The organism is Leeuwenhoekiella palythoae, assembly GCF_020310025.1.
GTDB classification, from domain to species: domain Bacteria; phylum Bacteroidota; class Bacteroidia; order Flavobacteriales; family Flavobacteriaceae; genus Leeuwenhoekiella; species Leeuwenhoekiella palythoae.
On record NZ_CP084318.1, the window covers coordinates 3732803 to 3759341 of the forward strand.

General features: G+C 39.6%; 27 protein-coding genes. 9 read left to right on the plus strand and 18 right to left on the minus strand.

Translation table 11 applies throughout. The annotated features are described in order from the left end of the window. Positions 1–360, plus strand: coding sequence for a hypothetical protein (locus LDL79_RS15955; RefSeq protein ID WP_225598443.1), 360 nt, complete (start codon positions 1–3; stop codon positions 358–360). Between the two features lie 156 nt (positions 361–516). Here LDL79_RS15955 and LDL79_RS15960 read toward each other — a convergent pair whose 3' ends face one another. The 3 genes from LDL79_RS15960 to LDL79_RS15970 form a co-directional block, all read right to left on the minus strand. Next, positions 517–999 carry an arsenate reductase family protein gene (locus tag LDL79_RS15960; protein WP_225598444.1) on the minus strand — a complete coding sequence of 161 codons (483 nt, stop codon included), beginning with the start codon at positions 997–999 and terminating at the stop codon, positions 517–519. A gap of 14 nt (positions 1000–1013) precedes the next feature. Then, entirely contained in the window at positions 1014–1319 is a 306-nt protein-coding gene (hpf, locus tag LDL79_RS15965) for a ribosome hibernation-promoting factor, HPF/YfiA family (RefSeq protein WP_072982046.1), read from the minus strand. A 105-nt stretch (positions 1320–1424) separates the two neighbouring features. Beyond that, positions 1425–2405, minus strand: coding sequence for a TerC family protein (locus tag LDL79_RS15970; RefSeq protein ID WP_225598445.1), 981 nt, complete (start codon positions 2403–2405; stop codon positions 1425–1427). A 168-nt stretch (positions 2406–2573) separates the two neighbouring features. Between LDL79_RS15970 and LDL79_RS15975 the strand changes: the two genes are divergently transcribed. The 4 genes from LDL79_RS15975 to LDL79_RS15990 all read left to right on the plus strand — a co-directional run bounded on the left by LDL79_RS15975 (position 2574) and on the right by LDL79_RS15990 (position 6524). After that, on the plus strand, positions 2574–4541 hold the full coding sequence (locus tag LDL79_RS15975) for an aconitate hydratase (protein ID WP_225598446.1): 1968 nt from the start codon (positions 2574–2576) through the stop codon (positions 4539–4541). Between the two features lie 86 nt (positions 4542–4627). Continuing rightward, positions 4628–5074 (plus strand): nucleoside deaminase, encoded by a 447-nt coding sequence (locus LDL79_RS15980; protein ID WP_225598447.1) that lies wholly within the window; start codon positions 4628–4630, stop codon positions 5072–5074. Positions 5075–5078: 4 nt separating this feature from the next. Continuing rightward, a complete protein-coding gene (locus LDL79_RS15985; RefSeq protein ID WP_225598448.1) occupies positions 5079–5924 on the plus strand; it encodes a formate/nitrite transporter family protein in 846 nt (281 codons plus the stop codon). Between the two features lie 42 nt (positions 5925–5966). Continuing rightward, positions 5967–6524, plus strand: coding sequence for a DUF4251 domain-containing protein (locus tag LDL79_RS15990; RefSeq protein WP_225598449.1), 558 nt, complete (start codon positions 5967–5969; stop codon positions 6522–6524). On the opposite strand, the gene LDL79_RS15995 is transcribed toward LDL79_RS15990, so the two are convergent. The 5 genes from LDL79_RS15995 to LDL79_RS16015 all read right to left on the minus strand — a co-directional run bounded on the left by LDL79_RS15995 (position 6525) and on the right by LDL79_RS16015 (position 9010). Then, positions 6525–6704: a hypothetical protein gene (locus tag LDL79_RS15995; protein WP_225598450.1), complete on the minus strand. Its 180-nt coding sequence runs from the start codon at positions 6702–6704 to the stop codon at positions 6525–6527. 316 nt (positions 6705–7020) lie between these two features. After that, the gene (locus tag LDL79_RS16000; RefSeq protein WP_225598451.1) at positions 7021–7557 is read right to left on the minus strand and encodes a hypothetical protein; all 537 of its coding nucleotides are present in this window, start codon (positions 7555–7557) and stop codon (positions 7021–7023) included. Next, positions 7554–7754 carry a hypothetical protein gene (locus tag LDL79_RS16005; RefSeq protein ID WP_225598452.1) on the minus strand — a complete coding sequence of 67 codons (201 nt, stop codon included), beginning with the start codon at positions 7752–7754 and terminating at the stop codon, positions 7554–7556. The genes LDL79_RS16000 and LDL79_RS16005 overlap by 4 nt, the downstream gene beginning before the upstream one ends. 1 nt (position 7755) lies before the next feature. Further along, on the minus strand, positions 7756–8226 hold the full coding sequence (locus LDL79_RS16010) for a nucleoside deaminase (protein ID WP_225598453.1): 471 nt from the start codon (positions 8224–8226) through the stop codon (positions 7756–7758). A 184-nt stretch (positions 8227–8410) separates the two neighbouring features. Next, positions 8411–9010: a DUF6642 family protein gene (locus tag LDL79_RS16015; RefSeq protein ID WP_225598454.1), complete on the minus strand. Its 600-nt coding sequence runs from the start codon at positions 9008–9010 to the stop codon at positions 8411–8413. Between the two features lie 226 nt (positions 9011–9236). Here LDL79_RS16015 and LDL79_RS16020 point away from each other — a divergent pair, with 226 nt between their 5' ends. Beyond that, positions 9237–9788: a DUF4494 domain-containing protein gene (locus tag LDL79_RS16020; RefSeq protein ID WP_225598455.1), complete on the plus strand. Its 552-nt coding sequence runs from the start codon at positions 9237–9239 to the stop codon at positions 9786–9788. A 99-nt stretch (positions 9789–9887) separates the two neighbouring features. Here LDL79_RS16020 and LDL79_RS16025 read toward each other — a convergent pair whose 3' ends face one another. The 9 genes from LDL79_RS16025 to LDL79_RS16065 form a co-directional block, all read right to left on the minus strand. Further along, positions 9888–10403, minus strand: coding sequence for a tyrosine-protein phosphatase (locus tag LDL79_RS16025; protein ID WP_225598456.1), 516 nt, complete (start codon positions 10401–10403; stop codon positions 9888–9890). A gap of 171 nt (positions 10404–10574) precedes the next feature. After that, positions 10575–11588 (minus strand): zinc-binding alcohol dehydrogenase family protein, encoded by a 1014-nt coding sequence (locus tag LDL79_RS16030; RefSeq protein WP_225598457.1) that lies wholly within the window; start codon positions 11586–11588, stop codon positions 10575–10577. Between the two features lie 78 nt (positions 11589–11666). Further along, on the minus strand, positions 11667–12341 hold the full coding sequence (locus LDL79_RS16035; protein ID WP_225598458.1) for a ferredoxin reductase domain-containing protein: 675 nt from the start codon (positions 12339–12341) through the stop codon (positions 11667–11669). 177 nt (positions 12342–12518) lie between these two features. Continuing rightward, positions 12519–13265, minus strand: coding sequence for a hypothetical protein (locus LDL79_RS16040; protein ID WP_225598459.1), 747 nt, complete (start codon positions 13263–13265; stop codon positions 12519–12521). Between the two features lie 97 nt (positions 13266–13362). After that, complete coding sequence (locus tag LDL79_RS16045) at positions 13363–16236, minus strand: CHAT domain-containing protein (protein ID WP_225598460.1); 2874 nt, start codon at positions 16234–16236, stop codon at positions 13363–13365. A gap of 65 nt (positions 16237–16301) precedes the next feature. Next, positions 16302–16793 (minus strand): peptide-methionine (S)-S-oxide reductase, encoded by a 492-nt coding sequence (locus tag LDL79_RS16050; RefSeq protein WP_225598461.1) that lies wholly within the window; start codon positions 16791–16793, stop codon positions 16302–16304. Further along, positions 16786–17040, minus strand: coding sequence for a peptide methionine sulfoxide reductase (locus LDL79_RS16055; protein WP_225598462.1), 255 nt, complete (start codon positions 17038–17040; stop codon positions 16786–16788). The genes LDL79_RS16050 and LDL79_RS16055 overlap by 8 nt, the downstream gene beginning before the upstream one ends. Next, positions 17040–18602, minus strand: a complete 1563-nt coding sequence (locus LDL79_RS16060; protein ID WP_225598463.1) for a protein adenylyltransferase SelO — start codon at positions 18600–18602, stop codon at positions 17040–17042. Before LDL79_RS16060 ends, LDL79_RS16055 begins: the two co-directional genes overlap by 1 nt. Positions 18603–18729: 127 nt before the next feature. Continuing rightward, positions 18730–19263: an Hcp family type VI secretion system effector gene (locus LDL79_RS16065; protein WP_225598464.1), complete on the minus strand. Its 534-nt coding sequence runs from the start codon at positions 19261–19263 to the stop codon at positions 18730–18732. A 212-nt stretch (positions 19264–19475) separates the two neighbouring features. Here LDL79_RS16065 and LDL79_RS16070 point away from each other — a divergent pair, with 212 nt between their 5' ends. The 3 genes from LDL79_RS16070 to LDL79_RS16080 all read left to right on the plus strand — a co-directional run bounded on the left by LDL79_RS16070 (position 19476) and on the right by LDL79_RS16080 (position 24042). Beyond that, entirely contained in the window at positions 19476–19739 is a 264-nt protein-coding gene (locus LDL79_RS16070; protein ID WP_167597061.1) for a YtxH domain-containing protein, read from the plus strand. Positions 19740–19856: 117 nt separating this feature from the next. Beyond that, a complete protein-coding gene (locus LDL79_RS16075) occupies positions 19857–22994 on the plus strand; it encodes a VPS10 domain-containing protein (protein ID WP_225598465.1) in 3138 nt (1045 codons plus the stop codon). 145 nt (positions 22995–23139) lie between these two features. Continuing rightward, positions 23140–24042, plus strand: a complete 903-nt coding sequence (locus LDL79_RS16080; RefSeq protein WP_225598466.1) for a DUF6268 family outer membrane beta-barrel protein — start codon at positions 23140–23142, stop codon at positions 24040–24042. A gap of 55 nt (positions 24043–24097) precedes the next feature. On the opposite strand, the gene LDL79_RS16085 is transcribed toward LDL79_RS16080, so the two are convergent. Further along, the gene (locus LDL79_RS16085; RefSeq protein ID WP_225598467.1) at positions 24098–26413 is read right to left on the minus strand and encodes a beta-glucosidase family protein; all 2316 of its coding nucleotides are present in this window, start codon (positions 26411–26413) and stop codon (positions 24098–24100) included. Positions 26414–26539: the final 126 nt, after the last annotated feature.

Genomic DNA, 26539 nt, shown 5'->3' on the forward strand with positions numbered 1-26539 from the left:
ATGAAACAGTTTACAGTAGTGCTTGCCTTTTTGCTTTGTGCAGTGGTAGGGCAAGCCCAAGTTCAGTATTTGAAAGACAAACCGGCATATATTGAAAAACGAGCCGATTCCCTTACGCAGATTTATTCTAAGAAATTAGGATTAACTCCAAAGCAAGATTTACTTTTTAAAACCAATATTGGAGATTACTTGGTTCTGCGAGAGGAAGTAGAAAAGAAATACAAAGGAACCGAAAAACTCAATGAGTTATATAAAGTGAGTAAAAAAGAAAGTGGTTCTATGAGTGAGGTACTTACCGAACAGCAGTTTGAATTGTATGAAAAGATCAAATCAAGCATTCAGCCCATTGCCAGGCTGTAACCGATAAGTCTTGACTTAAAATCTTTGTAAACTTATTTAAGCGAGATTTCTGAAAACAATGAATTCATAAAAAAACCGCGATGTCAAAATCGCGGTTTTTTTATTGGCATCTTTAAAAGATAGAATCTTCTCAGATTCGCCAAAATGATTCAACATCTAATTGTGATCGCCTTTATCAGGCTTATCAATAAAATGTTCTTTTTTAGTTGTACTGCTTATAGTTGGCTCATCGTACATCATTTTTTTATCAAGACCGGCACTGTCCACACCAAGAAATTCTTGCGCTTGGGTTGGATTAGTTATCTGTTTTACTTCATCTTTATGAATGATGATAGGATGTGCAAAAAGTTCCGGGCGATTTTTAATGATGTTGATATAATCATTCTCATCATAATCAGCCGTTTTCAATTCGTCATCATCGCTTACATCTTCAAAGCTCAGCAGATCTTTGATAGGTTTATTGAGTTCGTCTGCCAATTCAGCCCATTGGGTACCTGTCAATGGAGTTTTGGCTATATCTATCGTTTGTAACTCTTTATCTTTTACAGCCGAAATATGCCCATACGTACGTTCTCCCGTACGGGTAGTACTGCTGTAAATAAGCGTTACCTGATTTTCATCTCTTGCAATTGATTTCATCGTTTTGGTTGATCTTAGTGGTGAGACTTCATTTTGTCCTTGCGCTTTTTCAATTGAATATTCAATTCGCGCGTCGCTTCTTTCACCGATTCGTGAAAACTCTTTGAACTATGATCTGCAAAGAGTCGTGGACCCGGAGCGCTCAAACGAATTCCTGCAATTTTACCGGTTTCATCGCTCGATGTATTTTCGATCTTAAAAAAGATATCGGCGCGTACTATGAAGTCATATTTATTAGCCAGTTTATCTAACTGCTCTTTGGTAAACTCTTCTAATGCTGCGCTTGCGGCAACATCATGATATTCAAAATTATAGTTCATATATAGGTGTATTTTAAAGAATTACCTTAAAGTTAAGTAAAGCCAATGCCTCTTCAATGCATTTTAGGCTTTCTTTGACACCTATACGTTAATGTGTTTTAAATTTTAAGGAAGTTCTTCGGCCTTTGCGGTATTGGCTTCAGGATCTTGGCCGCCTTTTAAGTATATAGAAGCTAAGATTCCGCCCACTAAAGAAACGACGATCACTCCTAGAGATAACCACTCCGGAATTTCAACCATATGCGAAAAGATCATCTTTAGACCTACAAAAGCCAAGATTACCACGAGACTATAATGTATGTATCTAAACTTCTGAAGCATTCTTGAAATCAAGAAATACATGGATCGTAATCCAAGAATTGCGAGAATATTTGAGGTAAATACCAAAAACGGATCTGCAGTAATCGCTAATATCGCTGGGATGCTGTCAAGAGCAAAAAGAATATCGGTAAGTTCGATCACGATCAAAGCAAGAAAAAGGGGAGTGGCTGCCTTTTTTCCTTGATCAATGATAAAAAAGTCGTGCCCTTCCATTTTAGTAGTAACCGGGAATAATTTTTTCACCCCTTTATAAACCGCAGAATCTTGAGGATCATAATCATCATCGTCGTTAGATTTCAACATTCTGTATGCTGTGATGAGTAAAAATCCTCCGAACACGTAAATAATCCATTCAAATTTGTTGATGAGCGCCACACCAAATACGATCATTAAAGCTCTAAAGATAATAGCGCCAAGAATCCCCCAAAATAACACGCGATGTTGATATTTAGGTGGAATTTTGAAAGAGGAAAAGATCACAGCGATCACAAACACATTATCAATACTTAAAGAAAGTTCGATTAAGTAGCCTGTGATGTATTTTAAAACTGCGGTGTTTGCAGTAATGTTGGTTGGGTTCTCGATCAATTCTGCGTTGAAAAGCCAGTAAATCACACCACTAAACGCCATTGCAATACTAAACCAGACCGCCGTCCAAATACCGGCTTCTTTACTTTTGATCACGTGATCGTGTTTATTAAAAACACCTAGGTCAAGTGCGAGACAAACTAATATAAAAGCGATAAAAATTCCCCAGACGAGCATATACAATTTTTGGTTAGACGGTGCTTAATACTATTATGAAATATTCAAAATAGGCCGTAAAGTTAGCATAGTTTACAGGGCTTAAGCTGATTCTGGTTGTAAATTGCTGTTAAATAATTGTAGCCCTTTTTGTTTCTGATTAACTTCTAAGAAAACAAAAAAACTGCAATGAAACCACTAAATGTTACTCAAAAATTAATCAACGATCATCTTATTGAAGGGAAGTTAGCACCCGGAGAAGAAATTGGTCTCAAAATAGATCAAGCGCTGCTTCAAGACGCTACCGGAACTTTGGTACAACTTGAATTAGAGGCAATGAATCTCGATCAAGCTAAAACCGAAGTTGCCGTGCAATACGTAGATCACAACTTACTTCAAACCGACTTTAAAAATGCAGATGACCACGCGTTTCTGCACAGCGCTGCTCAAAAATTTGGTCTTTGGTTTTCGCGCCCGGGGAACGGTGTGAGTCATCCCGTACATATGGAGCGTTTTGGGAAGCCCGGTAAAACGCTTGTAGGTAGTGATAGTCATAGTTGCGCTGCCGGTTCTTTAGGAATGCTCGCCATTGGTACCGGTGGGTTAGATGTTGCTGCCGCAATTGCCGGTCAGCCTTATTTTGTAAAAATGCCTCAAGTGATGGGGGTGAAATTAACGGGAAAATTACCAGATTGGGTAAGTGCTAAAGATGTGATTTTAGAAATGTTACGCCGTCACGATGTAAAAGGAGGCGTGGGTAAAGTGATTGAATATTATGGAGAAGGCCTAAAAGACCTCAGTGCGATGGACCGGCACGTGATTGCCAATATGGGAGCCGAATTAGGCGCCACCACTACCGTGTTTCCTAGTGATCAGGAAACCAAACGTTTTTTAAAATCTCAAGGCAGAGAAGAAGATTGGACCGAACTTGTAGCCGATGAAGGCTGTTCTTATGATTTACACGATCATATAGAACTTGATAAATTAGTGCCACTCATCGCGCTGCCTACCAGTCCGGGGAATGTGGTTCCGGTGAGTGAAGTAGCCGGTAAATCAATTTCTCAGGTGGTGATTGGTTCTTCTGCAAATCCCGGACTGCGTGATTTTTGGATCGCAGGTGCAATTGTAAAAGGTAAATCAGTGAATCCTGATGTTTCGTTTGATGTGAATCCTACAAGTAGGCAGATCATTCAGAATATGATCGACACCAAAGCTTTTGCTAATCTGATTACCGCAGGTGCACGTTTTCATCAGAGCGGTTGTATGGGGTGTATAGGAATGGGGCAAGCACCAGCGAGTGGAACTATAAGCTTGCGTACGATGCCGCGTAATTTCCCGGATCGTTCAGGAACTAAAGATGATCAAGTGCATTTGTGTAGTCCGGAAACCGCCGCAGCTTCCGCATTGACCGGAAAAATTACCGATCCTCGGGATATCGCTTCGCTTTATAATATGGATTACCCCAAGTTTCAAGATCCAGAATTACATATTATCAATGAAGATATGTTGGTAGCCCCAGCTGAAGATGGAAGCAAAGTAACGCTTAAAAAAGGGCCCAATATCAAATCGTTACCGCATATCGAAGCTTTACAAAATAATTATGAAGTGCCTGTGCTTTTAAAAATGCAGGATAATATTTCTACAGACGAAATTCTAAAAGCAGGGGCAGAAGTGCTCCCGTTTCGTTCTAATTTACCGGAAATCAGTAAGTACAGCTATACGGTTATTGACGAAACTTTTTACGATCGTGCAATGGCCACCAAAGAAAAAACAGGCGGTCATATCGTGGTTGCCGGTGATAATTATGCACAGGGGAGTAGTAGAGAACATGCGGCTTTAGCGCCAAAATATTTAGGTCAGGTTGCTGTCATCGCTAAAAGTTACGCGCGAATCGCTTGGCAGAATCTGGTGAACTTCGGAATTCTTCCATTGGAGTTTGAAAATCCTGACGACTTAGATAAAATAGAACAAGGAGACACCGTTATGTTGAAAAATCTACGGCAACTCGTAGAGCAGCGAGAAACTATTGAAGTGCTTATTAAAAAAGAAACTGGGGAAGTTGCTATTCCTACAAAGCATAGTTTGAGCGATCGCCAAATACGCGTATTGCTTAAAGGTGGAATCATCAATGATTTTAAAGAAAAACTTTCCGCCTAAACGGTTCAAAAATATTTTATAACAAAATTTAGGGACGAATGCTCAAATGCGCTTGGTATTTTTGACATTCGTCTCTTTTTATACCTATGGAACAACAACTACACGAAAACTTCTTAAGAAAAGCCATTCATTGGGCTAGGCAAGGAAAAGCCAGTAAAGGAGGAGGAGCCTTTGGAGCAGTCATTGTCAAAGATGGAATCATAATCGCAGAAGGTCATAATAGCGTAGACACCGGTACAGATTGTACCCAACACGCAGAACTAGCGATGATTCAACAAGCTTGTGTAAAAATGCGATCTAAGAGTCTAGCCGGGTGTATTTTGTATACCAGTTGTGAGCCATGCTTAATGTGTTTAGGTACCACGCGCTGGGCCGAACTTGATGCTGTTTATTATGGTGCATCTGCAGCAGATGCAAAAGAAGCCGGTTATATTTATAGCGACCTGTTTTACAACTCGCATAGCGGAAAGAGACATCAAGAATTCAAACTAAAGCAACTGCTACGCGATGAAGCCGTAGCCGTATGGAATTAATATTATGAGCGAAGAAGAAGTAAAACAAGAAAACATAGACAAGGAACTTGAAAAATCTGAAGTTTCTGAAGATTCGCAGGCCAAAAGTCATGGCGAAATCCTCAAAGAGCAAATTTGTGAAGGAAAAAAAATATACACGCTAAGCACCAGCAGTGTTTTGGTAAGTTCGCTCACAGCTGGGTTAGAGCTGGGTTTCAGTTATATGATGCTGTGTAGTGTATTTTTTCATTTTTCAGATTCCTTTAGCGATTCAACCCTGTTTAAATTGATCGCGCTGGTGTATCCATTAGGATTCATTTTGGTTGTTTTAGGGCAGTCTATTTTATTTACAGAACAGACCTCTTTATTGACACTTCCGGTATTAAACCGAAAGCACAGCTTAATGAGTTTGCTACGTATATGGGGACTAGTAATTTTTGGGAATTTACTAGGCGGGTGGTTGATCGCTTTGGTATTAATGTGGATCGGGCCACAATTAGGAATTTTTGAGGTGGAAACTATGGTCAGTATTGGCGATCACGTAGCCCATTATACATTACCAGTCATCTTAGTTAGCGCAATACTTGCCGGCTGGATGATGGGCTTATTATCTTGGTTGGTCACTTCGTCTAAAGACACGGTAAGTCGCATCATCATTATCTTTCTGATTACTGCGACCATGGCCTTTGTAGGATTGCATCACAGTATTATTGGGAATATTGAAGTGTTTTGTGCTTACGTTTTAGGGGATGAGATCAGTCTGGGGCGTTATATATGGGTACAATCTACTGCGCTGATCGGTAATGCGATTGGAGGTGCATTTTTTGTAGCCTTGCTTAAATATCGAGCCTTTGTCAATAATGTGAATTAAGAAATGGAATCATTTTTGTTTCCATTTTGTAAAATAAAATCTATGAAAAATTTAGTTTTAATAGTACTGGCATTTGGAGTATTGAGTTGCTCCGGAAGTAAAATAGCGGCAGATAGTAATACAGAACTGAATCAGTGGATTGAATCCGGGACTTATGAAATTGAATCACAATGGGCGTCGCCAATGCCAACATCGGCATTTATGGCTGTAGCAAATTCTAACATTCTAGGACCAGGAAATAATGCAAACCGCATCAATTTAATTGGAAACCCTAATCATTTACGTGTGAACAATGACAGTATCGATGTGCACCTGCCATTTTTTGGTGAACGCTTTATGGGCGGAGGATACAACCAGAATGGTTCGGGAATTGAGTTTAAAGCACCAATAAAGAATTATACCGTGAGCGCAGAAAAAGGATATTACCGCGTTAAATTTTCCGCAGCTGATCGCACCGAAAGCTATAACATCGTTTTAAATCTGTATCCTAATCAGACCGCTAACATTGCGGTAAACAGTAGTCAGCGTGCAGCGATTCAGTATCAAGGGCGTATTGAAGCCTATGATCCTGATAAAACTGAAACTGAAAGTGAAAAGTAATTAGCGCTTCTTCAATACAAAAGGAACTAAAAGCGCAGCCATCGCAGCAATGACAATTCCGCCAATAGCACCTAATTTTAGTGAATTGAATACTTTATGTGTATCTAAATAGTAGAATCCAAACACAAAAGCAGCCACTATAATAAAGGTGATAATAAAAATCTTTGGTCGTTGTTTCATGACTTTTTTCTTTAAGTTACTAGATATGCAGCAAAGGCTCAAGAGTTGTGTTAGTCAAACTTAAAATCTAAGAAGAATATAACACTTGTAGGGAACAGGTGTTAATTTTATAACATACAGAGACAGATAATCAAGTGCTTTTCAAAAATATTCTATTTTACATAATGTAAATTATAATACAAATTGATACTATTTGGGAATATGCCAATTCAAACTGAAATTGCCGCTTTGGGTTACAGCTTATAAATCGCTTATTCTATACAATGGTCCGAAAATTTTCAAATACGCGATTCTCAGGAATTGAAAAATTAAAAGCTCAGTTAAGTTTAAATGACTTTATTATAGTTTCTAGTTCACATAATTCTTTCTTTCCATAACGGTTACTAGAAACTCCAAGACTTAATGTATAGATCAAATCATTTTTTGGATTTTCAACAGTAACGTACAGTACCTTAAAAGAAATTGTATCAACTTTTTCTTTTACTAAATTCCATATTGATTTCTTGTTGAACATCATTGTAGTTCCAGACTCAATCACATCAAAGTTCCGTTCGATATCTTGCTGTTGTTCGCCAAGCGTCTTCCTTGGCTGAGAATTTTTCATTTCTACGATTCCAAAAAATTTAAAGGCACCCTTCTCAAATACTGCTGCATTAAGACCGTTTTCAATAAATACGGGATTCCAATCTTTATTAGGTAAAGTAACTGAATATCGATTTCCACTTCCCTTTAAAACTAATCCTTTAGTTAGATCTACTTTTTTACACTTACAGTCTTTCATAAACTCCGACTTTTCAGATGTCAAAATCATATAAAGTAAACCTGTTAGAACAAGCAAAATTTTATAATTCATTCTCGCTTTTTATTAGCCTTTTTCAAGCTATACCAAGTTGTCAGCGTCATAAAACCACCAAAAATCAAGAAGTTAATTGCTAATTTCCAAAAACTGAACTCCTGCCCATCATAATAGTCAAATGCGGCCATAATTGCAGCGTAGACCCCTCCTCCTACGCATCCTCCAATTATAAGCGATTTCAGTCTTGACTTCATTTTAATACTCGGTTTTATCTTCTTTTACTGCCCATTCCTGAAAAGGTTTGATGGCAACTTCGGGAGCTAACTGTTCAAAGGGAATGCTTCGGTCAGCGTAAGGTAGTTTCAATTCTTCGTAGATAAAATCATCGTCAAAGCCTATGTGTGCTGCATCGGTTTTAGTGCTTCCGTAGTACACCTTTTCAGGTCGTGCCCAATAAATCGCGCCTAAACACATTGGGCAAGGCTCACAGGAGGTGTAAATCGTACAGCCTTCTAATTGAAACGAACCTAAGTTTTTACACGCATCGCGTATGGCTGTTACTTCGGCGTGTGCCGTAGGATCATTGGTAGACGTCACTTTGTTGTTACCTTTGCCAATGATTTTTCCGTCTTTGACGATCACACAGCCAAAAGGTCCGCCTTCATTGTTTTGCATTCCTTTGAGCGCCGCGGTTACGGCTTCTTGCATATAGTATTTATGATCCATTATTATCGTTGTTTTGGGTAAAGATAGATGTTAGATAAGAGAATAAATAGAAATGACAGAGATTGAGATACGAAATACGAAGTGATTAGTTTGTAGTTGTCTTTTGCAGTGGCAGTCGGCAGTCTCAGTTGGCAGTGCGCGTTGCTCGTTTTACTACATATCTAAAATTACGCTGGGATGCGGTTTAATAATACATTCTAAAATCTAATACTTTACAAGATGTAAAGTGCTTTTGATGAAGCTCTTCTACAACATTAAAAATATCATCATCTTCATTAAATAAGTTAAAGAACACCTTATCCAGATTGGCGCTACTCACTCCGCTAAAGGCATTGCCATAGCCCGAAACTGCTCTGGCATTGGTTATATCCAGAAAATATTGGGCTTCCTCTTCGTCGAGATCCAGTACTTTAGCATTAGAAAAGTGAATAATTTTTCCTCTTAATTTTCCTTCAAAAAGCTCTGCGATCTCCTGAAAACTGTAGTTGTACCCATTTAGAGAAATGCTATTGGCAGCACCGGTCATTACGAGGTAAATGATTTCGTATTCCTTGAAATAATGATCTTCCATAATCAGCGTGTTTAAACTCGCCTCTAGACCTTCAATTGTATCGCAGGTTTGGTAAATACTGGCCACACCAAACTGAAGTGCCAACTCTTCCAGACTTTTTTGCACTTCAGTACGTGCATCAACCGCTACATCTTCAACCCCTTCTAAACAATAGATAAACTTATCAGGATCCAGGTTAAAGTTTTGGGGTACTTGGGTTCTTTTTTCCAGCATTTTTAGTTTGATAGCATTTCATACAAAGTTAGCATTTAAAGTTCCCTTTTGCATAATAGGAAGAGATACCGACGGCTATTTAAAACAAATTTTATTTTCTATTAGTATAAGCTCCTACGTGCTAGCGGAATAAATAAAAGCATTTCAGATTGTGAATATCTCAGCGTAGATTAAGCTTGTATGGCCTTGTGAAACGGTTATTTTTGGCGTCCAAAAAATTTGATTTATGAGCGTAATCTGGTACGAATGCAAAGTGAAATATCCTAAACTTGATGAAGTTTCAGGGACTAAAAAATTAAAAACAGAACCGTTTTTGGTAGACGCAGTGTCGTATACCGAAGCTGAAAAGCGCATTACCGAAGAAATGCAGTTATACCTGAGTGACGGCGAAGGGATTTTGATCACCAACATCAAAGTGGCGAATTATGCTGAGATACACCCTTTTGAAAATGCAGATCGCTGGTTTAAAGCTAAAATATCTTTGATCGCTTTTGACGAAGAAAGCGGAAAAGAACGTAAAACTAACGAGTATCTACTGGTTCAAGCCAATGACGTAAAAGAGGCTTACGAAAATACGATGCACGCGATGAAAGACACGATGGGCGAATTTAGTATCCCATCTATTGCAGAGTCTCCTATTGCTGATGTATTCCCATATTTTACTGGTGAGGAGGAAAATTCAGAGCGGCTGGAAGAATTTCTTAGACTCAAAGAATCTGTTCCTGCCGACAATGCCGAAGATGAAGCTTTAGCGATGGAAGATTCCTTAACAGCTTAATCCATAAAAAAAGCGTTGATATTTAAGATCAACGCTTTTTTTATGTTGGCCTTCGCGGGAAATACTATCGCTAAGGCATTTTATTTTAGATGCTCTTCCTTATTGACCGGCGGCCAATTCACTGGTTTTTATATCCAAGGCTGTCCTAAACGATTGTGTATCTAAATCGTTTATCAGATCAATAACATTAGGATACCAGTCTTCGTGATAACCCAAAGCTTCAATGCGTAATTCTTCGATGGCGCGGGCTTTGCTCCAACCTTCAAAAACTATACGATATGCTGCGCTGATGGCTCCGGTGCGATCGCTACCGTGCCAGCAATGAATGAGTACCGGTTTTTCGGCATTTTTAATCGCAGTCAAAGCAGCCAGCAACTCACCTTCTGTGAGTTCTCCTGCTCGTAAAGGCATCCAAACCAACTCCATATCTGTATCTCTGGCTTTTCGATCGTCTTTCCAAAGCCTTCTAAAATTGAGTACGGTTTTGATTCCGAGTTTATCAAGTTCGCCAAATCCTTTTCTGCTGGGTTGCTCTGAGCGGTATAAAGAATCGCTTACTTGGTATAAATTATCGAGATATTGACATTCAACTTCAGAACAAAAATCTTGAGCCATAATTGGGAAAGTGCATAAAAAACTTAATGTAAGTATTAACGTGGACTTCATCATGTTACTTTTAATTTTCAAGTTAACGTCGTTTCAAATACTAACGTGTAATTACGTATATAGTATTCAGAAATTGTGCCAAGTACAACTTATCTCGCTTTTTATCATTATTGCGGAAGCTTAAAATAGAATGACATTCTTACCAATACTTTTGCCGCTTTCCTGCAATTTATGTGCTTCTTTTAAATTGGCAACTGTAAAACCATTGAAGGTTGTAGTGAGTGTAGATTGTATGGTTCCCTCCTCTAAAAGCTCTGCAAGATGATTTAGAATATCGTGCTGGCGTTGCATATCTGGAGTTTCATACATAGAACGTGTATACATTAATTCCCACGAAAAAGTCACGCTTTTATTTTTTAATAGATTCAAATTTAGAGGATCACTACTGCCGGTAATACTTACAATATGCCCCTGTGGTTTAATTAGTTCAGCAGCGGTTTCCCAATAGCTTTTAAGATCAACACAATCAAAAATAAAATCTACCTGCTCAATACCCTTTGCTGCGAGTTCGTCCTTGAGTTCATAATGGTTGACTACAATATCAGCGCCCATTTGTTTGCACCAGTCCACAGTTTCCTTACGTGATGCGGTGGCGATCACCGTGAGATCGGTTAGTTTTTTTGCAAGTTGAATGGCTATAGATCCAACACCGCCGGCTCCGGCAAGAATGAGTAGTGTTTTAGCTTTGTCTGTAGTCGGATTGTATTTAAACCGATCGAAAATAGTTTCATAGGCAGTCAACCCCGTCAAAGGAATCGCTGCAGCTTCAGCAATACTTAAATTTCTAGGACTGCGCCCAACGATGCGTTCGTCTACCAATTGGTATTCGGCATTACTTCCGCTTCGTGTTAGATCACCAGCATAAAAAACTGCATCTCCCACGTTAAAAAGAGAGACCCTCTCTCCTACTGCATCAACAATTCCAACTGCATCCCAACCAATAATTTTAGGACTATCTAAAATTTGGTCTTTTGCAGCATTCTGCCGGATCTTATAATCCACCGGATTAACAGAATTGGCCTGAACTTTTATCAGTAGATCCCGTCCTTCGGGCTTTGGGATTTCAGTTTCAAAAGCAATAAAGCTTTCTTCTTCGTTTATAGGTAATGATTGTTTAAATCCAATCGCTTTCATCAAATTGTATTTTTAGTTTATTGGCATCGCCAAAGCGTTTAATTTTCCTAGGCTCGCCCCGAATTTAATCGGGTAGAATTACTCCATAGCTTCTTGAACGATTCGTTCTTCTGTAACGCCCATTTTTTTAAGATCCTTAATTACGGATTCCATCATGGGTGGCGGTCCGCAGACATAGAATTTTTTTAACGTGGTGCTGTTGATGTTCTTATTTAAAAAGGCTTTATCAATGTGCCCGTATGCATAGTCTGTATCTTCTTGTTCAGAAAGAATATTGATAAAATCCTCTTCTAAAAGGGCCTCGAGTTCCGGAGCGTAGATGATGTCTTCTTCTTTTTTATTGGCAAAGATGAGTTTGTTCCCGTTGACTTTTCCTTCTTGTTCTAATTGTTTAAAAATGGACAAAAATGGTGTGATCCCGGCGCCACCGGCAATAAATACTCCGGTTCCTTGATAAGATATTGCTCCCCAAGCCTCATCGATGATGAGTTCGTCTCCATTTTTAAGTTTACCTAAGCGTTGGGTAACTCCGTTATGGTCAGGATAGGTTTTGATAGTAAACTGTAAAACATCTTCTTCGGGTAAATTTGTGAATGTAAAGGGTCTTTTTTTCTCTTTCCATTTAGCTTTATTGATGGCTACTTCTGTAGCTTGTCCTGGTGTGAAATCAAATCCTTGGGGTTTTTCAGTCTCAATATGCAATACATCGTGGTTAATAAAATGAATTTCATTGATTTTTACGGTATAACTCATAATTTAAATTGGTTAATTCTTTTAAAGTTAAGAAGACTGTAGCGGCTTGTATACCAAGGTTTTCTTAAGGTTGGCGTTAATGTTTTGTTAGGAATCATAGTTTTGAAAACAAAAAAGAAAGGTTGAACGCTTTAATAGCATTCAACCTTCTTATCGGCATTCTTAAGGTTTTACAAACTAATACCGTTCCACCAATTGATTGTCTTTAAACAACGCTCCAACAAAATTATTCTGTTTCATATTTACGAGAATGTATTGTCCGTCTGCTTTTAGACCTACCGAAATATAAGCGGCTTCGTTTGCTCCATTATCGGTCATTGTAATACTGAATTTAAAATATGGCGTATGTTGTTCGGTCTCTACCGGTGGCATAAAAAAGTCTGATGTCTTGGTCTCGATGTGCATCATCTCACCATAGGTAAATCTTCCGTTTTCAAACTTTCCCGAAATAATGGTGTTGTTTTGGAAATAGATCCCGTAATCGTCAAAACAATCCCCAGAAATACACGTAGCATCTGCAATATCCTGAGGCGTGAAGGTATTGCGACTAAGCACTTGCCCCTGATCGTAGCTGATCAATTCTCTTGAAAATCCTTGTGGGGAGCGCACCTCTCTGATGTGATCTCCTATTTTAATTCCTTTTTCAAACAGGCCTGAGGTTCGTCCTTCCCCTTCATCGTATACGGTAAATCCGTCTGGTTTACCCTCTTTAAAGTTGGAATAATAATAATTACTGGTTTTATTCTGGCTATAGCCCACACCGTTATACAACCCATTTTTATAGAAACCGTGGTATACATCGCCGGTTTCTTTATTGTAATAAAAGCCGTAACCATTTTGGCAATCACCTTTAGAACATGGTGTTTCTTGTGCAAAACTTACCGTACACAACAGCAACAAAGTGCTTAAAATAAGTGTTTTCATAATTGAGGTTTTTACTCTGTAATCGAGATTGAAAGTATTTGATTTTTACAGCTTAAAGCTAAAAAGGATGCCGGCACTCTTCAATACGGCAGTTGCCCTATTTACCAGTGTAGATGAAGGGTGCCCAATATTGCGGACTCGACAGGTCTACATATTTATTGTAAGAACCTTTAATAAATTCGCGTTTGACTTCAGTACTGGCGGTGAGGTATTCTTTATTTTCTTGAAAAATCTTGTAATACAAACTTTTTGTATAGACACTTGTGCCGTAGTCATTAACAGACCAAAGTGTGGTTAAGGTAGCATTTGCTCCCGCCATCAACATAGCCTGATTAAGACCTTGAACCCCATCTCCCGGAACCAATTTCCCTAAACCAGTCTGGCAGGCACTAAGAAACATAAAGTCGGTATCAATATCAAGTTGGGCCATTTCCTTTACGGTAAGCATTCCGTCCTCCCCATCTTTTGGATAATTATACACCGAAAATGCGATCCCGCTAAGGTCAAAAACAAATGGATGCGTTACTGCGTGACTTGATAAATGAATGCTTCGGTAGTGGTGCAATGCTCCTTCCCTACTCATTTTTTTAAATTCGTTTTCGGTCATCTGAGTATCCAGACGCAAATCGGTTTTTGGCACCAATTCTTTTATCGCAAGCACTTCATCTTTTGCGCCTTTCAGGTATTTCATGGCTTCGCTGGAAAAGGTTGCAAATGCATAATCTAAAGGTTCGTTTTTCTGTAACGATTCTTCCACATCAAGCTCTAAGCGTTTAATATCTGCAGCCGATTCTAAATCACGCCCGGGATTGGCCCGCTTTTGATATTTAGCATCGCCAAAGGCAAGCACATTCTTCTCATAACTGGTTTTAGGTCTCTTGCGCAATGCAACAAGCGTACTTCCGGCAGGAACATAACCTATTTCATAATCTTCTACGAGATAACGCCCTTCATTGTTTTTAAAACTTTCAAAAGGCAGAAAATGCAACACACCGTCTGCCGCAATGTAAATACGTTTTTTACCTTTAAACCAAGGTTCTATACGGCTCATCATATCGATGAAAAAAGATTTAGCAATGTAATCTCGATAGGCGGTATCCGTATATTCTTCACGTACCTCTCCGCCTTCGTTAGGGTTTAAAAAATTGCGATACAGTTCTGCCAAAAGCACAAAATCACCTTTCTTGTATTGATTAAATCCTGCTTCATCCAGATTACGGTATACCGTATATTTTGGTTGACGTAATTCGCGTTGCGCCATAGCCTTCTCGATGGCTCCAATTTCTGTATTACGATCTACATAAACCCGCATTAAAGCTCCAATGGTATTTATGTATCTATAATTTATATCGTTCTTCGTAATCACCGCAGCCATATAAACACCTTCATTGACATTACCGCGCATCACATCAACATAATAAACCAAGGCCTCGTCAGCTTTTAGACCATTCTGAATTTCACTAAGGCTTAGCGTAGGAATTTCATCTTGTGATGCGAGTAATCCATTAGCTTTTAAGTCTTCCATTACAGTGAAGATTTTTTCTTTCTGATTACTCTCAAAAAGACAGGCAATCAGGTTTCCGCCTATTTTAGTAAAAAGATCAAGCTGCGCAGTACGTTGTGATCCCGTTGTTTCGCTGACTTTCGGTTTTTGAAGTTTGAAAGCTTTTTCATAAAAAGGAACTGCATCAGCGTATTTCTTTTTCATTCCCAACTGCAAACCATAATCATACAATTCAATAATATCTGTAGAATTAATATCGGTTTCAATGGCTACTGAGTTATCCTTATAAAATTTTAAGGATTGAAGATTGCTAGGCAGGGTTTTACCAAATTGAGGATGCTCTTCATAACCGTTTTGTTTCATGTAGTTTACACCGGCTTCCGCATATTGAAGTCCTTTCTCTTTATCCCCGCCATATGTCAAAGCCCGTGAAAGATTATAATAACCCATCATTTTCACATCGGGATTTGTCACTTTGTTCATAAAATTCTGAGCACCTTCTGCTAGCTTATACGCCTCTTTATAGCGCTCTAATTGCACTAATGAAAACAGCTGATTGTTTAATGCAAGCATCAAGGTCGAATTGGAATAGGTGAATTGGGGTAGCTCATTACGCATAATGACTGCAAGAGTGATATTCTCCTCATAATTTCTATTTACCTCATTGATTTTTGAAAGAATATCGTAGAGCTTAAATTTCATCATCGGAGCAGTTTTAGGATTTGAAAACTGCAGTTTAAGCTCCGGAATCAATACGTGTGCTTGTTGCCAATTATTCCAAAATGTAAGAACGGCGAGGGTTTCTAAGGCTACATTGTAATAACTTACCGGAAAGTTACCAGCATCCATTTGCTGTTTTACAGGTTCTAATACTTTCAAATAATGCTTTGGGCCTTTTTGAATGATATCCTTTGGAGAAGCGCTGTATATAGGATTAAACTTTTCCCAAAAAACCATCATATTCTGTGAAGCCTCAGCTTTATAAACATCGAGCATACGTTGCGCTTGTTGTACCTGCGAAGCCGTAAGCATATTTTTATAATAGTCAACCGCGCCTTCTAAGTACGTCACAGATCTATTAAAATCCTCTGGCGGATGCGGATAAAAACTGTATTCCCACAGCAGTTGCTTAGCTCGTGGTAGATCTTTGGCAAAAAAAGCATAAGCGATAGCAGACTGAGCCAAACGATCGTAAATAGGTTCCATATCATAGGCCGTCTGAATGAGTTGTGCTCCTATAATCGGTTCTTGAGACAAAGCAGCTCTCGAGATCCCTAATTCAAAATAGAGGTCTGTATTAGTATAAAAAGCATCTAGCAATTTGAAGCCTACATTAAAAGCCTCCTTGTTATTGCCTGCCTTTTTTAAGGCTGTAAACTTGGTATAATTTTGATTCTTATTGATGTCGTAAGGTCCTTGCGCCCATAATGAAGAGCTAAAGACGAGCAATAAAACTAGTATTCTCATAGATCGCTGTTTTTACGATCTAAAAATAGGTTTGGGCGCTATGAGCAATCAATACGGCAATTGCCCTATTTGAGTAGACTGCAATACTGCTGCAAGAGAAACTGAAGTTTTGGCGCAATATAGCGTTCACAAAAAGGCTTCTCCGGATTCCTTCGGTAATAATCGTGCAGGCTTTCTCGCGAAGCTTGAAAACGCTGGAAAGGCAAAATTTGAGTAACTAAGGATTGTTCAAATTCATTTTGTAACTGCGTAAGAATGTGCTGTACTTCTCGTTTTTGCTCTTCGGAAAAACAGTACACCGCAGAACGGTATTTAGACCGAAAACTATGATTTGAAGTGCTTTTATGCGTGTGCAAGTGAATCTCAATAAGAATCTCTAAAGAAATAATTTGTGGATCAAAATGAATGATCACGCCTTCTGAAAATTCTTCAAAAGGTGGGTCTGAAGCAACATATCCTTGTTCTACTTTCTCAACTCCTTTTAAGGCTTGGAAGACTGCTTCGGTACACCAATGGCAACCGCCACCTACTGCTATTTTTTCTACTGAATTACTCAATGAGTATTACTTCTTTTAAAAATATAATCACTTTTAATTCCGGCATTTCGCAAGGTTTCAACAATTCACCCATTTTAGTCTCGTAATAATTAAAACTAATGAAATCAGTCCCTCCCAACTCTTTTGCGTAAATCTTTGAACTTTTACCTTCGTTGAAATCGGTACGGGTTATACTGTACTTCCGGTTGTTATAAAATCCTTCGGAATATCCCTCGGGAATGCGTGATATTGTGGATTTAAGTTTCATTACGAACTGCACGAAAGCATAGAACAGCCTACCTTATCTCTCGCCCATTCGGGACGCTTGGCAAACCATTTTTCGTATTCTGGTTGGTCATCATAGGGTTTTTTTAGTAGTTGATACAATTCGTCGATCAAGCTATAATCTCCTTTATCAGCGGCGTCAATCGCCAGCTGCGCCATATAATTGCGCAACACGTATTTCGGATTGGTCGCATTCATTGCTTTCTTACGCGCTTCATCGCTTTGCTGATCTTGCTGCAAACGTGTCGCGTAGGCTTGAAACCAGTGCTTCCACTGGTTTTGTGTTTTCTCTGAAATCTCTTCAGCAGTATAAAAAGCCTCCCAAATCAAAGTCAATCCATCAACCGAAGTATCCTTTTTAAAATCTGCCAGTTTTCTAAAGAAAATAGTCATATCAGTTTCTGTTGCTTGAAGGCATTCCTCGAGATCCGCTATAAGTTGCAGATCACTTTCCTCAGGCGCATCGAGTCCCAATTTGTCCGTCATCATTTGAAAAGATCTCTTGGCATAATCTTCTTTATACCGATCTAAAATTTCTTCAAAGCCGTCTGCCTCCTCAACAAGAGGATAAAGCGCATTGGCCAATTGATATAAATTCCATAAGCCAATATTAGGTTGGTTTCCGTAGCGATAACGCTTGTGCTGCCTGTCGGTCGTATTAGGTGTCCAGCCCCAATCAAAACCTTCTAACCAACCGTAGGGTCCGTAATCTATGGTAAGGCCTAGAATTGACATATTATCAGTATTCATAACGCCGTGTACAAAGCCCACCCGCTGCCAATGAATGATCATCTCAAGCGTGCGCTCTGAAACTTCAGCAAAGAACTTTAAATAGTTTTCTTTAGAAGGAGCACCCAACTCTGGAAAGTAGTTTTCAATGGTAAAGTCTACCAATTTTTGCAATCCCTCAATATCATTGCGCGAAGTAAAAATCTGATAATTCCCAAACCGAAGAAACGACGGCGCAACACGACACACCACTGCTCCTTTTTCATATGCGGGATTCCCATCATACATCACATCCCGTAAAACCGAATCTCCTGTCAAAGCCAGAGACAACGCACGCGTAGTTGGGATTCCCAAATGATGCATCGCTTCACTCATTAAATATTCACGAATACTTGAGCGTAAAACTGCTAGGCCATCAGCAGAGCGCGAATAAGGCGTCTCCCCTGCTCCTTTGAGCTGCAATGCCCAGTGCTTATTATCGTTATCGATCTCAAATAGATTGATCGCACGACCATCTCCCAATTGTCCTGCCCAGTGTCCAAACTGATGGCCGCCATACAACATAGCATACGGATGCGTGTTCGGTAAAACCGCATTTCCCGTAAAGACTTCTAAGAATTCTTTGCTTTCAGCCTCTTCTTCTGATATTCCTAAAGCATTCAACATTTCATCAGAAACGTGCAGTACTTGCGGCGCTGCAGTTTCTTTAGGAGTTACAAAAGAGTAATAACCCTGCATAACCTGTCTTCTGGAATTTTCAAAATTAGGATCTGCCGGAAGCGCTTCTGTAAAAAGGTTATTGATGTTGAATTGCATAAATCAAAATTTGTAGGATATCGGTTTTGTCGGTTTATTTTATGAAACTTATCAAATAGTATCCTAAATACAAAAGCCCGATCACAAACCTTGTGACCGGGCTTTAAAAAACATGAAATTATGGCTGTTAACTCCCTGTGCGCAGTGAATATTCAAATTCGACTTCTTCTTCTAACCTTCCGTTGTTATTGAATTGTTTATATAAACTGTTTATTTTTTCAAAAGATAAGGTCCAATATTCTTGAGGTTTTAAATCCTTTTCATTTGCTTCCATCTTAAATGATGTAATCCTAACATTGTCTAACTCGTAAATAAGATAGTCGTTGACTCCGTCAGATGAATTTGTTGAAAAGGTAAGAATTACATTACTCAGCGTTTTATTTCTTGCCAGAAAATCAAGCATAGTATTGCTCGCAAGGTCAGTATTCTTGCCAATGCTAATCCCTGAAAATGAAGTGCGGGCACGGGTTCTTTCAGACAAAACAGCATCGGGAATACTAACTTCCCAAGAAACTTGAGTTAACTCAATCTCCTCTTCGTGTCCTTGCTGTTGAGATTCTCCTTCAATATCCGGAAGTTTGAGATACATACTTGTTTGGGCATTCATTGTGGCAAACCCCAATAAAACCATTAAGATTAAAGTGATGATCGTACGTGCCATTTGTCGTTCGGTTTTTGATTTGATCAAAATTAGCCGGAATGCAATAGAATTTAAGCAGGGGAATAACCCTATTTCTTGGGGCTAATCCCTTATAATTTCAGTTTTTACACATCCTTAGCATTTACTATTAAACTTATATTAAAATGCTTAAGCAAATTGATAATGGAATAACCTTTGACTACTTTAGAGGTATAAACTATAAAAGAAAAATTATGACAACTAGAAATCAAAATGCCGGAATAGCAGCAGCGCTTTTAGGATTAGCAGGTGGACTTTTTGCTTGGTGGAGATATAACAACGCAACTCCAGAAGAGAAAGCGCGCTTAAAAAATAAAGTAAATGAGTTGGGTACTAAATTAAAAGATACCTATACTGAAGTTGAAGATACCGTATCTGACAACGTTGCTACCCTTAAAAACAAACTGGCTAAAGAGCAACAAAAAGCAGCAGATCAAGCTGAAAAAATTGCAAGCTAAACCAAAAACGATATCCCCTAAATTAAAGAGCGACAAGTTTGTCGCTCTTTTTTTATATCCAAGATTTTCCTTTTTATAGTATTTTTAAGAAGAACTTAATCTTACAAGCTACTGCCTATGCGCTATAACTTTACCTCATTCTTACTCATTTTCTCCATTGCTTTTTGTGCTGCTCAAGATGCAAACACGTATTTCAAACCTTTAAAATACCGCAGTATCGGTCCGTTTAGAGGCGGTCGAAGCAACTCCGTTTCCGGAGTTGTTGGCGATCCCTTAACCTATTATATGGGTACTACCGGTGGCGGACTTTGGAAAACGGCAGACGCCGGGCAACACTGGGAAAATATCTCCGATGGATATTTTAAAACCGGTTCTGTGGGGGCTTTCGCGGTTTCAGAGTCTAATCCTAATATTATTTATGTAGGTATGGGTGAACACGCCATTAGAGGGGTGATGACGACCTATGGCGACGGTGTTTATAAATCTACAGACGCGGGAAAAACCTGGACGCATCTCGGTCTTGAGAACACGCAACAGATCGCCCGCATTGTTATTCATCCACAAAATCCAGATGTGGTGTATGTAGCTGCTCAAGGCGCTATGCAAGAAGCCACTCCTGAGCGTGGAGTTTACAAGTCTACAGATGGCGGTGCCTCTTGGGAAAAGGTTCTTTTTGTAGATGAAAAGACCGGAAGTACCGAGCTTTCTATGGATATGAACAACCCCAATGTTTTATATACCGCAATGTGGCAGCATCAACGTACTCCCTGGAAGATGATCAGCGGCGGAGCAGGCAGTGGATTGTACAAATCTACAGACGCCGGAAAAACCTGGAAGGTTTTAAAAGAAGGCCTACCCGAAGAAATGGGGAAAATGGCGATTGCGGTAAGTAGAGCAAATCCCGATAAAGTTTATGCCTTGATTGAAAGTGATAGTGAAAAAGATTTAGGCGGACTATTCGTCTCAAACAATGCCGGGGCCTCGTGGAAAATGATAAGCGGCGATAACAGATTAACGCAACGTGCCTGGTATTACACTGAAGTTTTTACAGATCCTAACAACGAGCAGACCGTTTACGTGCTGAGTGCTCCTGCCCTACGCTCTACAGATGGCGGCGCAACCTGGGAAACACTTTCAGGAACGCACGGGGATTATCACGATTTATGGATCAATCCGGCGAATTCTAAAAATATGGTGATCGGTAATGACGGCGGGGCGGCGATCTCTTTCAATTATGGAGCATCTTGGTCTTCTCAGGATATTATGCCCACGGCACAATTTTACCGCATTAACACAGATAATTTGTTTCCGTATAATATTTATGGAGGTCAGCAGGATAATACTTCAGTAAAAATAGCAAGTCTTTCCTTAGGCAGCGGAAGTATTGGTCGGCAGGATTGGACGTCTTCCGCAGGAGGCGAAAGTGCATTTTTAGCTTTTGATAAAGATGATCCTAGATACGTATATGGTGGAAGCTATCTGGGTACGATTGAAGTGCTCGATATGCAAACCAAAATGAGTACCAAAGTAATGGCAGTGCCTATTCAATATCTAGGGAAAGCGGCGCGAGATATGAAATATCTTTTCAATTGGAATGCGCCTATTATCTATTCTCAACACGAGCCCAACACTGTTTTTCACGGTGCTCAAATGGTTTTAAAAACTACAGATCAAGGAAGAACCTGGACGGAATTCTCCCCAGATCTTACGCGTAATATAGATGAAAAACAAGGTAAAGGCGGTGGCCCGTATACGGTTGAGGCAGTAGGTGCCGAAAACTACGGTACCCTAAGCTACATCATTGAATCGCCGCACGAAAAAGGAGTATTTTATACCGGTAGTGACGACGGTTTAGTTCATCTAACTCGCGACAATGGAGCTTCCTGGCAAAACATCACACCCAAAGGACTTGAGGAAACTTTGATCAACGCTATTGAGGTTTCTCCGCACGATCCAGCAACCGTATTTATCGCCACAACACGCTATAAATTCAACGATTACACTCCGGCGCTATATAAATCTACGGATTACGGAAAAACCTGGAAATCTATTAATAATGGAATTCCACATGGCGCTTACACGCGCGTGGTGCGCGAAGATCAGGATCAAAAAGGTTTGTTATATGCTGGTACTGAGCAAGGTGTTTATGTTTCTTGGAATGCCGGTGCTTCTTGGGAGTCTTTGCAGCTTAATTTACCCATCACACCGATAACTGATTTAAAAGTGCATCAAGGTGATCTCATCGTGGCTACTTCTGGGCGCTCCTTCTGGATACTTGATGATCTTAAATTGTTGCAGCAATATTCAGCAAATGCAGATCAATTTCAATTATTTGAGCCGAAAAATACTATCTACGGAAGTTGGTATTCTGCTTTAAACAGTAGCGATCCGGACTTTGACGGGACTTCAACATTCGAAGGTGTGAACCCGGCTAATGGAAGCGTGATCTACTATAATTTACCCGAACTGAAGGATTCGACAGCGCTTGAACTAACGATTAAAACCCAAGACGGGACCTTGATCAATTCCTTTTCGTCAAACGCAGATGAGAATTTCAGCGCTTATGCCGGCGGACCGTCGCCTACCCCAACACTTTCGGTTCATCAAGGTCTAAACCGTTTTGTTTGGGACGGCAGATATCCAGAGCTTCCCGGAGTACCGGGCGTGTATATTGAAGCAAGTTATGCAGGCCATAAAGTAGCGCCTGGAACGTATACCATAACGCTGACGTACGGCGCAGAAAGTCAAAGTACCACTGCAACGATTCTTCCTAATCCTAATCTAGATATTGATGCTACTGATTTTGAAGCGTATCATGAACTCATGAACGGGATGGAACAGCGCGTTACAGCGATGCATACGCTCGTGAACCAACTTAAAACTGCAGAAGAAGAAATCGCAAGCTTGCTGCCAAAATTAAAAGCTAAGAATGCAACGGCCTTAATAGAACAAGGAGAAGCTTTAATCAAAGATTTAAACGCTTGGGATTCTAAAATGGTTCAGCGCAAATCTAAAGCCTATGATGATGTTGAGAATTTTGAAAATAAATTTTCAGCAAATTATATGTTTGTAATGAATCAGACTGATAGCGATATTCCGCGGGTAAATGCTTCAAATAAAGCTGAATTTGATCGTATGAATCAAGAATGGGAATCTTTAAAAGCCGAAGGATTAAACCTTCTTGAGACAAGAATACCAAACTATAATGCAGCCTTGTGGAAAGCAGGTATTGGAGCTATACCCACTGCAGAATAATCTTTCATAGGGCAATTAAACATTCAAAGGAATTTCCACTTATCAGGAAATTCCTTTTTTTATTGGCACCGCCAAAGGGTTTAAAATTTGTTTCTATTTGTGCCTTTGAGCTTGCTTATAAGTTGTTCTTAACTATATTCGTTATATGAGAATCTATATTCTGAGCGGTTTGCTCTTCTTCAGTATTCAAATAAACTTTGCTCAGAACTATATTGATTTGGCGAATCTCTCGTATTCCCTAACGCCACAAAATCAATTTGAATCGAGCAATGCTCAAACTCAGGTTGAAGAATTGGAATTTCAGTTTACGTTTCCGCAGGTTTTAGATGAAAAAAATACGTTGATCGCTAATGTTATGCTTGAATCTAATGCCTTGCGCTTAGACCCGTCTTTAGCCGGTAGAACTACACTGGCTTCCTTAGGTTTAGCGCTGGGATTCAATCATAAATATTCTGAAAAGTTAGCCATTACCTATTTGGTCATACCTAAAATCGCATCAGATTTAAAACAGATCACCGGTCAAGGTTTTCAATTAGGCGGTTTGGCGTTGGCTACGCTAAAAAAGAGTGAAAACCTCAATTATAAATTTGGTTTATATGCCAACACCGAAGAATTCGGACTGTTTCTAGTGCCTTATGTGGGATTTTATTATTTGAGTCCATCTAAACGTTTTGAAGCCTATATCACCACGATCAACGGCGATATCAATTATATGCTCACAGAAAAAATAAATATAGGTGGTGACGTCAATGGTCTTACTTCAAGCTATGCGCTTGCTGATCCTTATTTTGGAAGTTCGCCTGAATACTTTGCTAAAAACACCACAGAATTTTTTGCATACGTACGCTACCCTGTTGCTAAAAATCTCTTCTTAAAAGCCAAAGCCGGATACAGCATTACACGCACCTATAAAGTATTTGAACAAAGCGATAAAGTAGATTTAGGTTTGAGTTTGTTTTTCTTAGGCGATGATAGAAATTTGCTCAATACCCCTTTGCAAAAAGGCGCGTTATTCAAATTAGAATTGCTCTATAGATTTCCGCTATAAAAAAAAGAGGCTGCCTTTTTAGGACAGCCTCTTCATATTTTTAAGAGCCGTTAGTTTAGTTTTTTGATAACGTATTCAAAGCTTTCTGGGGTACCAACAACGCTTCGGTTTCTCTCACAGTGGTTGCTTCAATCTCTAGTGTTGCTTTAAGTTTTGAACTTGCGATATTGTCAGCAATAGACAAGGTGTAGGTTCCGCCATCCAGAATCCAAGCGTGTTTCTTATCATCATAAGAAGCTAGTGATTCAGGATTGATTTCAAGTGTGATCGTTTCAGAAGCTCCCGGTTCTAGTAGCGCCGTTTTTGCAAAGGCCTTAAGCTCTTTTGAGGGCTTTTCTAAAGTACCTTCAGGAGCACTCACATAAAGTTGAGCAATTTCTTTTCCGGCTATGCTTCCAGTATTTTTTACAGTGAACGAAACGTTAATCGTAGCTCCTGATTCAACCTGAAGATCACTGTAGTCAAAAGTCGTGTAGGACATTCCGTAACCAAACGGATAAGAAACCGGTACCTCAAACGTATCAAAATAGCGGTAGCCTACATAAATTCCTTCTTCATAGATTTCTTCTGAAGGAATACCTTGCAACGGATTGGCAGGTTTTTCGGCATTTGGATCTAACGGAATTCCCGGGAAATTCTTGCTAGAAGGAATATCGTCTAAAGCAATAGGAAAAGTTACCGGCAACTTCCCAGACGGATTTGCTTTCCCCAGCAATAGATCAGTAATTGCGTTACCCGCTTCTTGGCCCGGCTGCCAGGTCAACAAAATGGCATCAGCAAGTGCTTTCCAAGAGTTTGTTTCGGTTACTCCGCCTACATTTAATAGCACAACTAGTGGTTTACCTTCGGCAGCAAAGGCCTTTTTTAAATCAGAAATTAATTCTAACTCTATCGCCGTCAATTCAAAATCTCCTACTTCAATACGGTCCTGGAACTCTCCGCTGGTGCGTCCTAGCGTAAAAATCGCAACATCATTAGCTTTTGCTGCACGTGCCAATTCTGCTTCAGTCCACGTCTTTTCAGGTACAAGTTCGTCTTTTAAAAAGAACATTGCCTTCGGTGGAATTTTTGCTCGTTCTTCTTTCATATACACCTCATAAATAGAGGTTAGCTCCTGATCTAAATGTACATTAGCGTTTTTAAGTCCTTCAAACACCGAAACGCTGTAGGCTTTATTGACATCACCACTACCCGTTCCACCGGCAATCGTTTCATAAGATGCAGAACCGTATAGCGCGATTTTAGCATCGCTTTTAAGAGGCAAAACCTTATTCTCATTTTTCAACAAGACCATTCCTTCTAACGCAGCATTTCTGGCTACCGTTTTGTGACCTTCAAGATCTGTAACTCCTGACGGCTCATAGCCCTTGTACGAGAATGTTTTTTTATACGCATTAAGTGTCGCAGTGAGGTTTCGATCTAAAATAGACTCCTCTAAAGTACCGTTACTGATGGCTTCCTTTATCGCATTAAACTGTACTTCTGTTCCCGGCATAAGCAGGTCATTTCCGGCGCGCATTTGCGCTACCGCATCAAGACCCGCAAACCAGTCGGTCATAACAAATCCTTTGTAGCCCCATTCTTTACGAAGTAAATCGGTTAACAATTCACTATTTTCAGAAGCGTAGTTTCCATTGATCTTATTGTATGAAGACATAATCGCCCAAGGTTCGCTTTTATCAATAGCCAGTTTAAATCCACGTAAATAGATCTCGCGAAGTGCACGCTCACTCACCACGGTATTGAGTGCAGTTCTATTGGTTTCAGAATTATTTGCTACAAAATGCTTGATGGTGGCCCCTAGCCCTTCCGCCTGAACGCCATTAACAAAGCCAGCGGTGATCTCGCCAGCTAGAATTGGATCTTCAGAATAATATTCAAAATTTCTTCCGCCCAGCGGATTTCTATGAATATTGAGTGCCGGAGCTAGTAAAAAGTCTACTCCATAATCACGCCCTTCAATACCAAAAGCCTGGCCAATTTGTTGCGCTAATTCAATATTCCAGCTTGAAGAAAGACTACTGGCCGTAGGAAATGCGGTCGCATAAAAGGTCTTTCCCGGTGCTTGCGGCCGTACAGTATCTATACGGATACCCGCCGGCCCGTCTGCAAATACAATAGGCGGAAGATTTATTTTTGAAATAGGATAACTTGTACCTGCTGCACCGGCAACTTCAGATTTTGTGGAGCCTACTACCGCTTGTGGAGCTTCAGCACCCGCCGGAATTCCCGGAATGTCCATCCCGGTACCAATAGATAAGTAAATTTTCTCATCAACCGAAAGTTGATCTATCAGTTTTTGAGTATCCTCTTGAGCAACTCCAGAGAACACCGCCAAAAGCATAATTAAAGTAAAGATTTTTGCATTCATTGTTTTGGTTTTGATTACTCAATAAAATTGAATAATCGAACAACGAAAACCTTTGATATTTATCAAATAAACAGAAAAGTCTTAAAATTTTGCGAGTACTATAGTTTAAATAAGTAAACCTATAAG

Excerpts from the sequence above, each read along its gene's own strand:
- LDL79_RS15955 (WP_225598443.1), top strand. The coding sequence starts at position 1 with ATGAAACAGTTTACAGTAGTGCTTGCCTTTTTGCTTTGTGCAGTGGTA.
- LDL79_RS15960 (WP_225598444.1), bottom strand. The coding sequence starts at position 999 with ATGAAATCAATTGCAAGAGATGAAAATCAGGTAACGCTTATTTACAGC.
- hpf (WP_072982046.1), bottom strand. The coding sequence starts at position 1,319 with ATGAACTATAATTTTGAATATCATGATGTTGCCGCAAGCGCAGCATTA.
- LDL79_RS15970 (WP_225598445.1), bottom strand. The coding sequence starts at position 2,405 with ATGCTCGTCTGGGGAATTTTTATCGCTTTTATATTAGTTTGTCTCGCA.
- LDL79_RS15975 (WP_225598446.1), top strand. The coding sequence starts at position 2,574 with ATGAAACCACTAAATGTTACTCAAAAATTAATCAACGATCATCTTATT.
- LDL79_RS15980 (WP_225598447.1), top strand. The coding sequence starts at position 4,628 with ATGGAACAACAACTACACGAAAACTTCTTAAGAAAAGCCATTCATTGG.
- LDL79_RS15985 (WP_225598448.1), top strand. The coding sequence starts at position 5,079 with ATGAGCGAAGAAGAAGTAAAACAAGAAAACATAGACAAGGAACTTGAA.
- LDL79_RS15990 (WP_225598449.1), top strand. The coding sequence starts at position 5,967 with ATGAAAAATTTAGTTTTAATAGTACTGGCATTTGGAGTATTGAGTTGC.
- LDL79_RS15995 (WP_225598450.1), bottom strand. The coding sequence starts at position 6,704 with ATGAAACAACGACCAAAGATTTTTATTATCACCTTTATTATAGTGGCT.
- LDL79_RS16000 (WP_225598451.1), bottom strand. The coding sequence starts at position 7,557 with ATGAATTATAAAATTTTGCTTGTTCTAACAGGTTTACTTTATATGATT.
- LDL79_RS16005 (WP_225598452.1), bottom strand. The coding sequence starts at position 7,754 with ATGAAGTCAAGACTGAAATCGCTTATAATTGGAGGATGCGTAGGAGGA.
- LDL79_RS16010 (WP_225598453.1), bottom strand. The coding sequence starts at position 8,226 with ATGGATCATAAATACTATATGCAAGAAGCCGTAACCGCGGCGCTCAAA.
- LDL79_RS16015 (WP_225598454.1), bottom strand. The coding sequence starts at position 9,010 with ATGCTGGAAAAAAGAACCCAAGTACCCCAAAACTTTAACCTGGATCCT.
- LDL79_RS16020 (WP_225598455.1), top strand. The coding sequence starts at position 9,237 with ATGAGCGTAATCTGGTACGAATGCAAAGTGAAATATCCTAAACTTGAT.
- LDL79_RS16025 (WP_225598456.1), bottom strand. The coding sequence starts at position 10,403 with ATGGCTCAAGATTTTTGTTCTGAAGTTGAATGTCAATATCTCGATAAT.
- LDL79_RS16030 (WP_225598457.1), bottom strand. The coding sequence starts at position 11,588 with ATGAAAGCGATTGGATTTAAACAATCATTACCTATAAACGAAGAAGAA.
- LDL79_RS16035 (WP_225598458.1), bottom strand. The coding sequence starts at position 12,341 with ATGAGTTATACCGTAAAAATCAATGAAATTCATTTTATTAACCACGAT.
- LDL79_RS16040 (WP_225598459.1), bottom strand. The coding sequence starts at position 13,265 with ATGAAAACACTTATTTTAAGCACTTTGTTGCTGTTGTGTACGGTAAGT.
- LDL79_RS16045 (WP_225598460.1), bottom strand. The coding sequence starts at position 16,236 with ATGAGAATACTAGTTTTATTGCTCGTCTTTAGCTCTTCATTATGGGCG.
- LDL79_RS16055 (WP_225598462.1), bottom strand. The coding sequence starts at position 17,040 with ATGAAACTTAAATCCACAATATCACGCATTCCCGAGGGATATTCCGAA.
- LDL79_RS16060 (WP_225598463.1), bottom strand. The coding sequence starts at position 18,602 with ATGCAATTCAACATCAATAACCTTTTTACAGAAGCGCTTCCGGCAGAT.
- LDL79_RS16065 (WP_225598464.1), bottom strand. The coding sequence starts at position 19,263 with ATGGCACGTACGATCATCACTTTAATCTTAATGGTTTTATTGGGGTTT.
- LDL79_RS16070 (WP_167597061.1), top strand. The coding sequence starts at position 19,476 with ATGACAACTAGAAATCAAAATGCCGGAATAGCAGCAGCGCTTTTAGGA.
- LDL79_RS16075 (WP_225598465.1), top strand. The coding sequence starts at position 19,857 with ATGCGCTATAACTTTACCTCATTCTTACTCATTTTCTCCATTGCTTTT.
- LDL79_RS16080 (WP_225598466.1), top strand. The coding sequence starts at position 23,140 with ATGAGAATCTATATTCTGAGCGGTTTGCTCTTCTTCAGTATTCAAATA.
- LDL79_RS16085 (WP_225598467.1), bottom strand. The coding sequence starts at position 26,413 with ATGAATGCAAAAATCTTTACTTTAATTATGCTTTTGGCGGTGTTCTCT.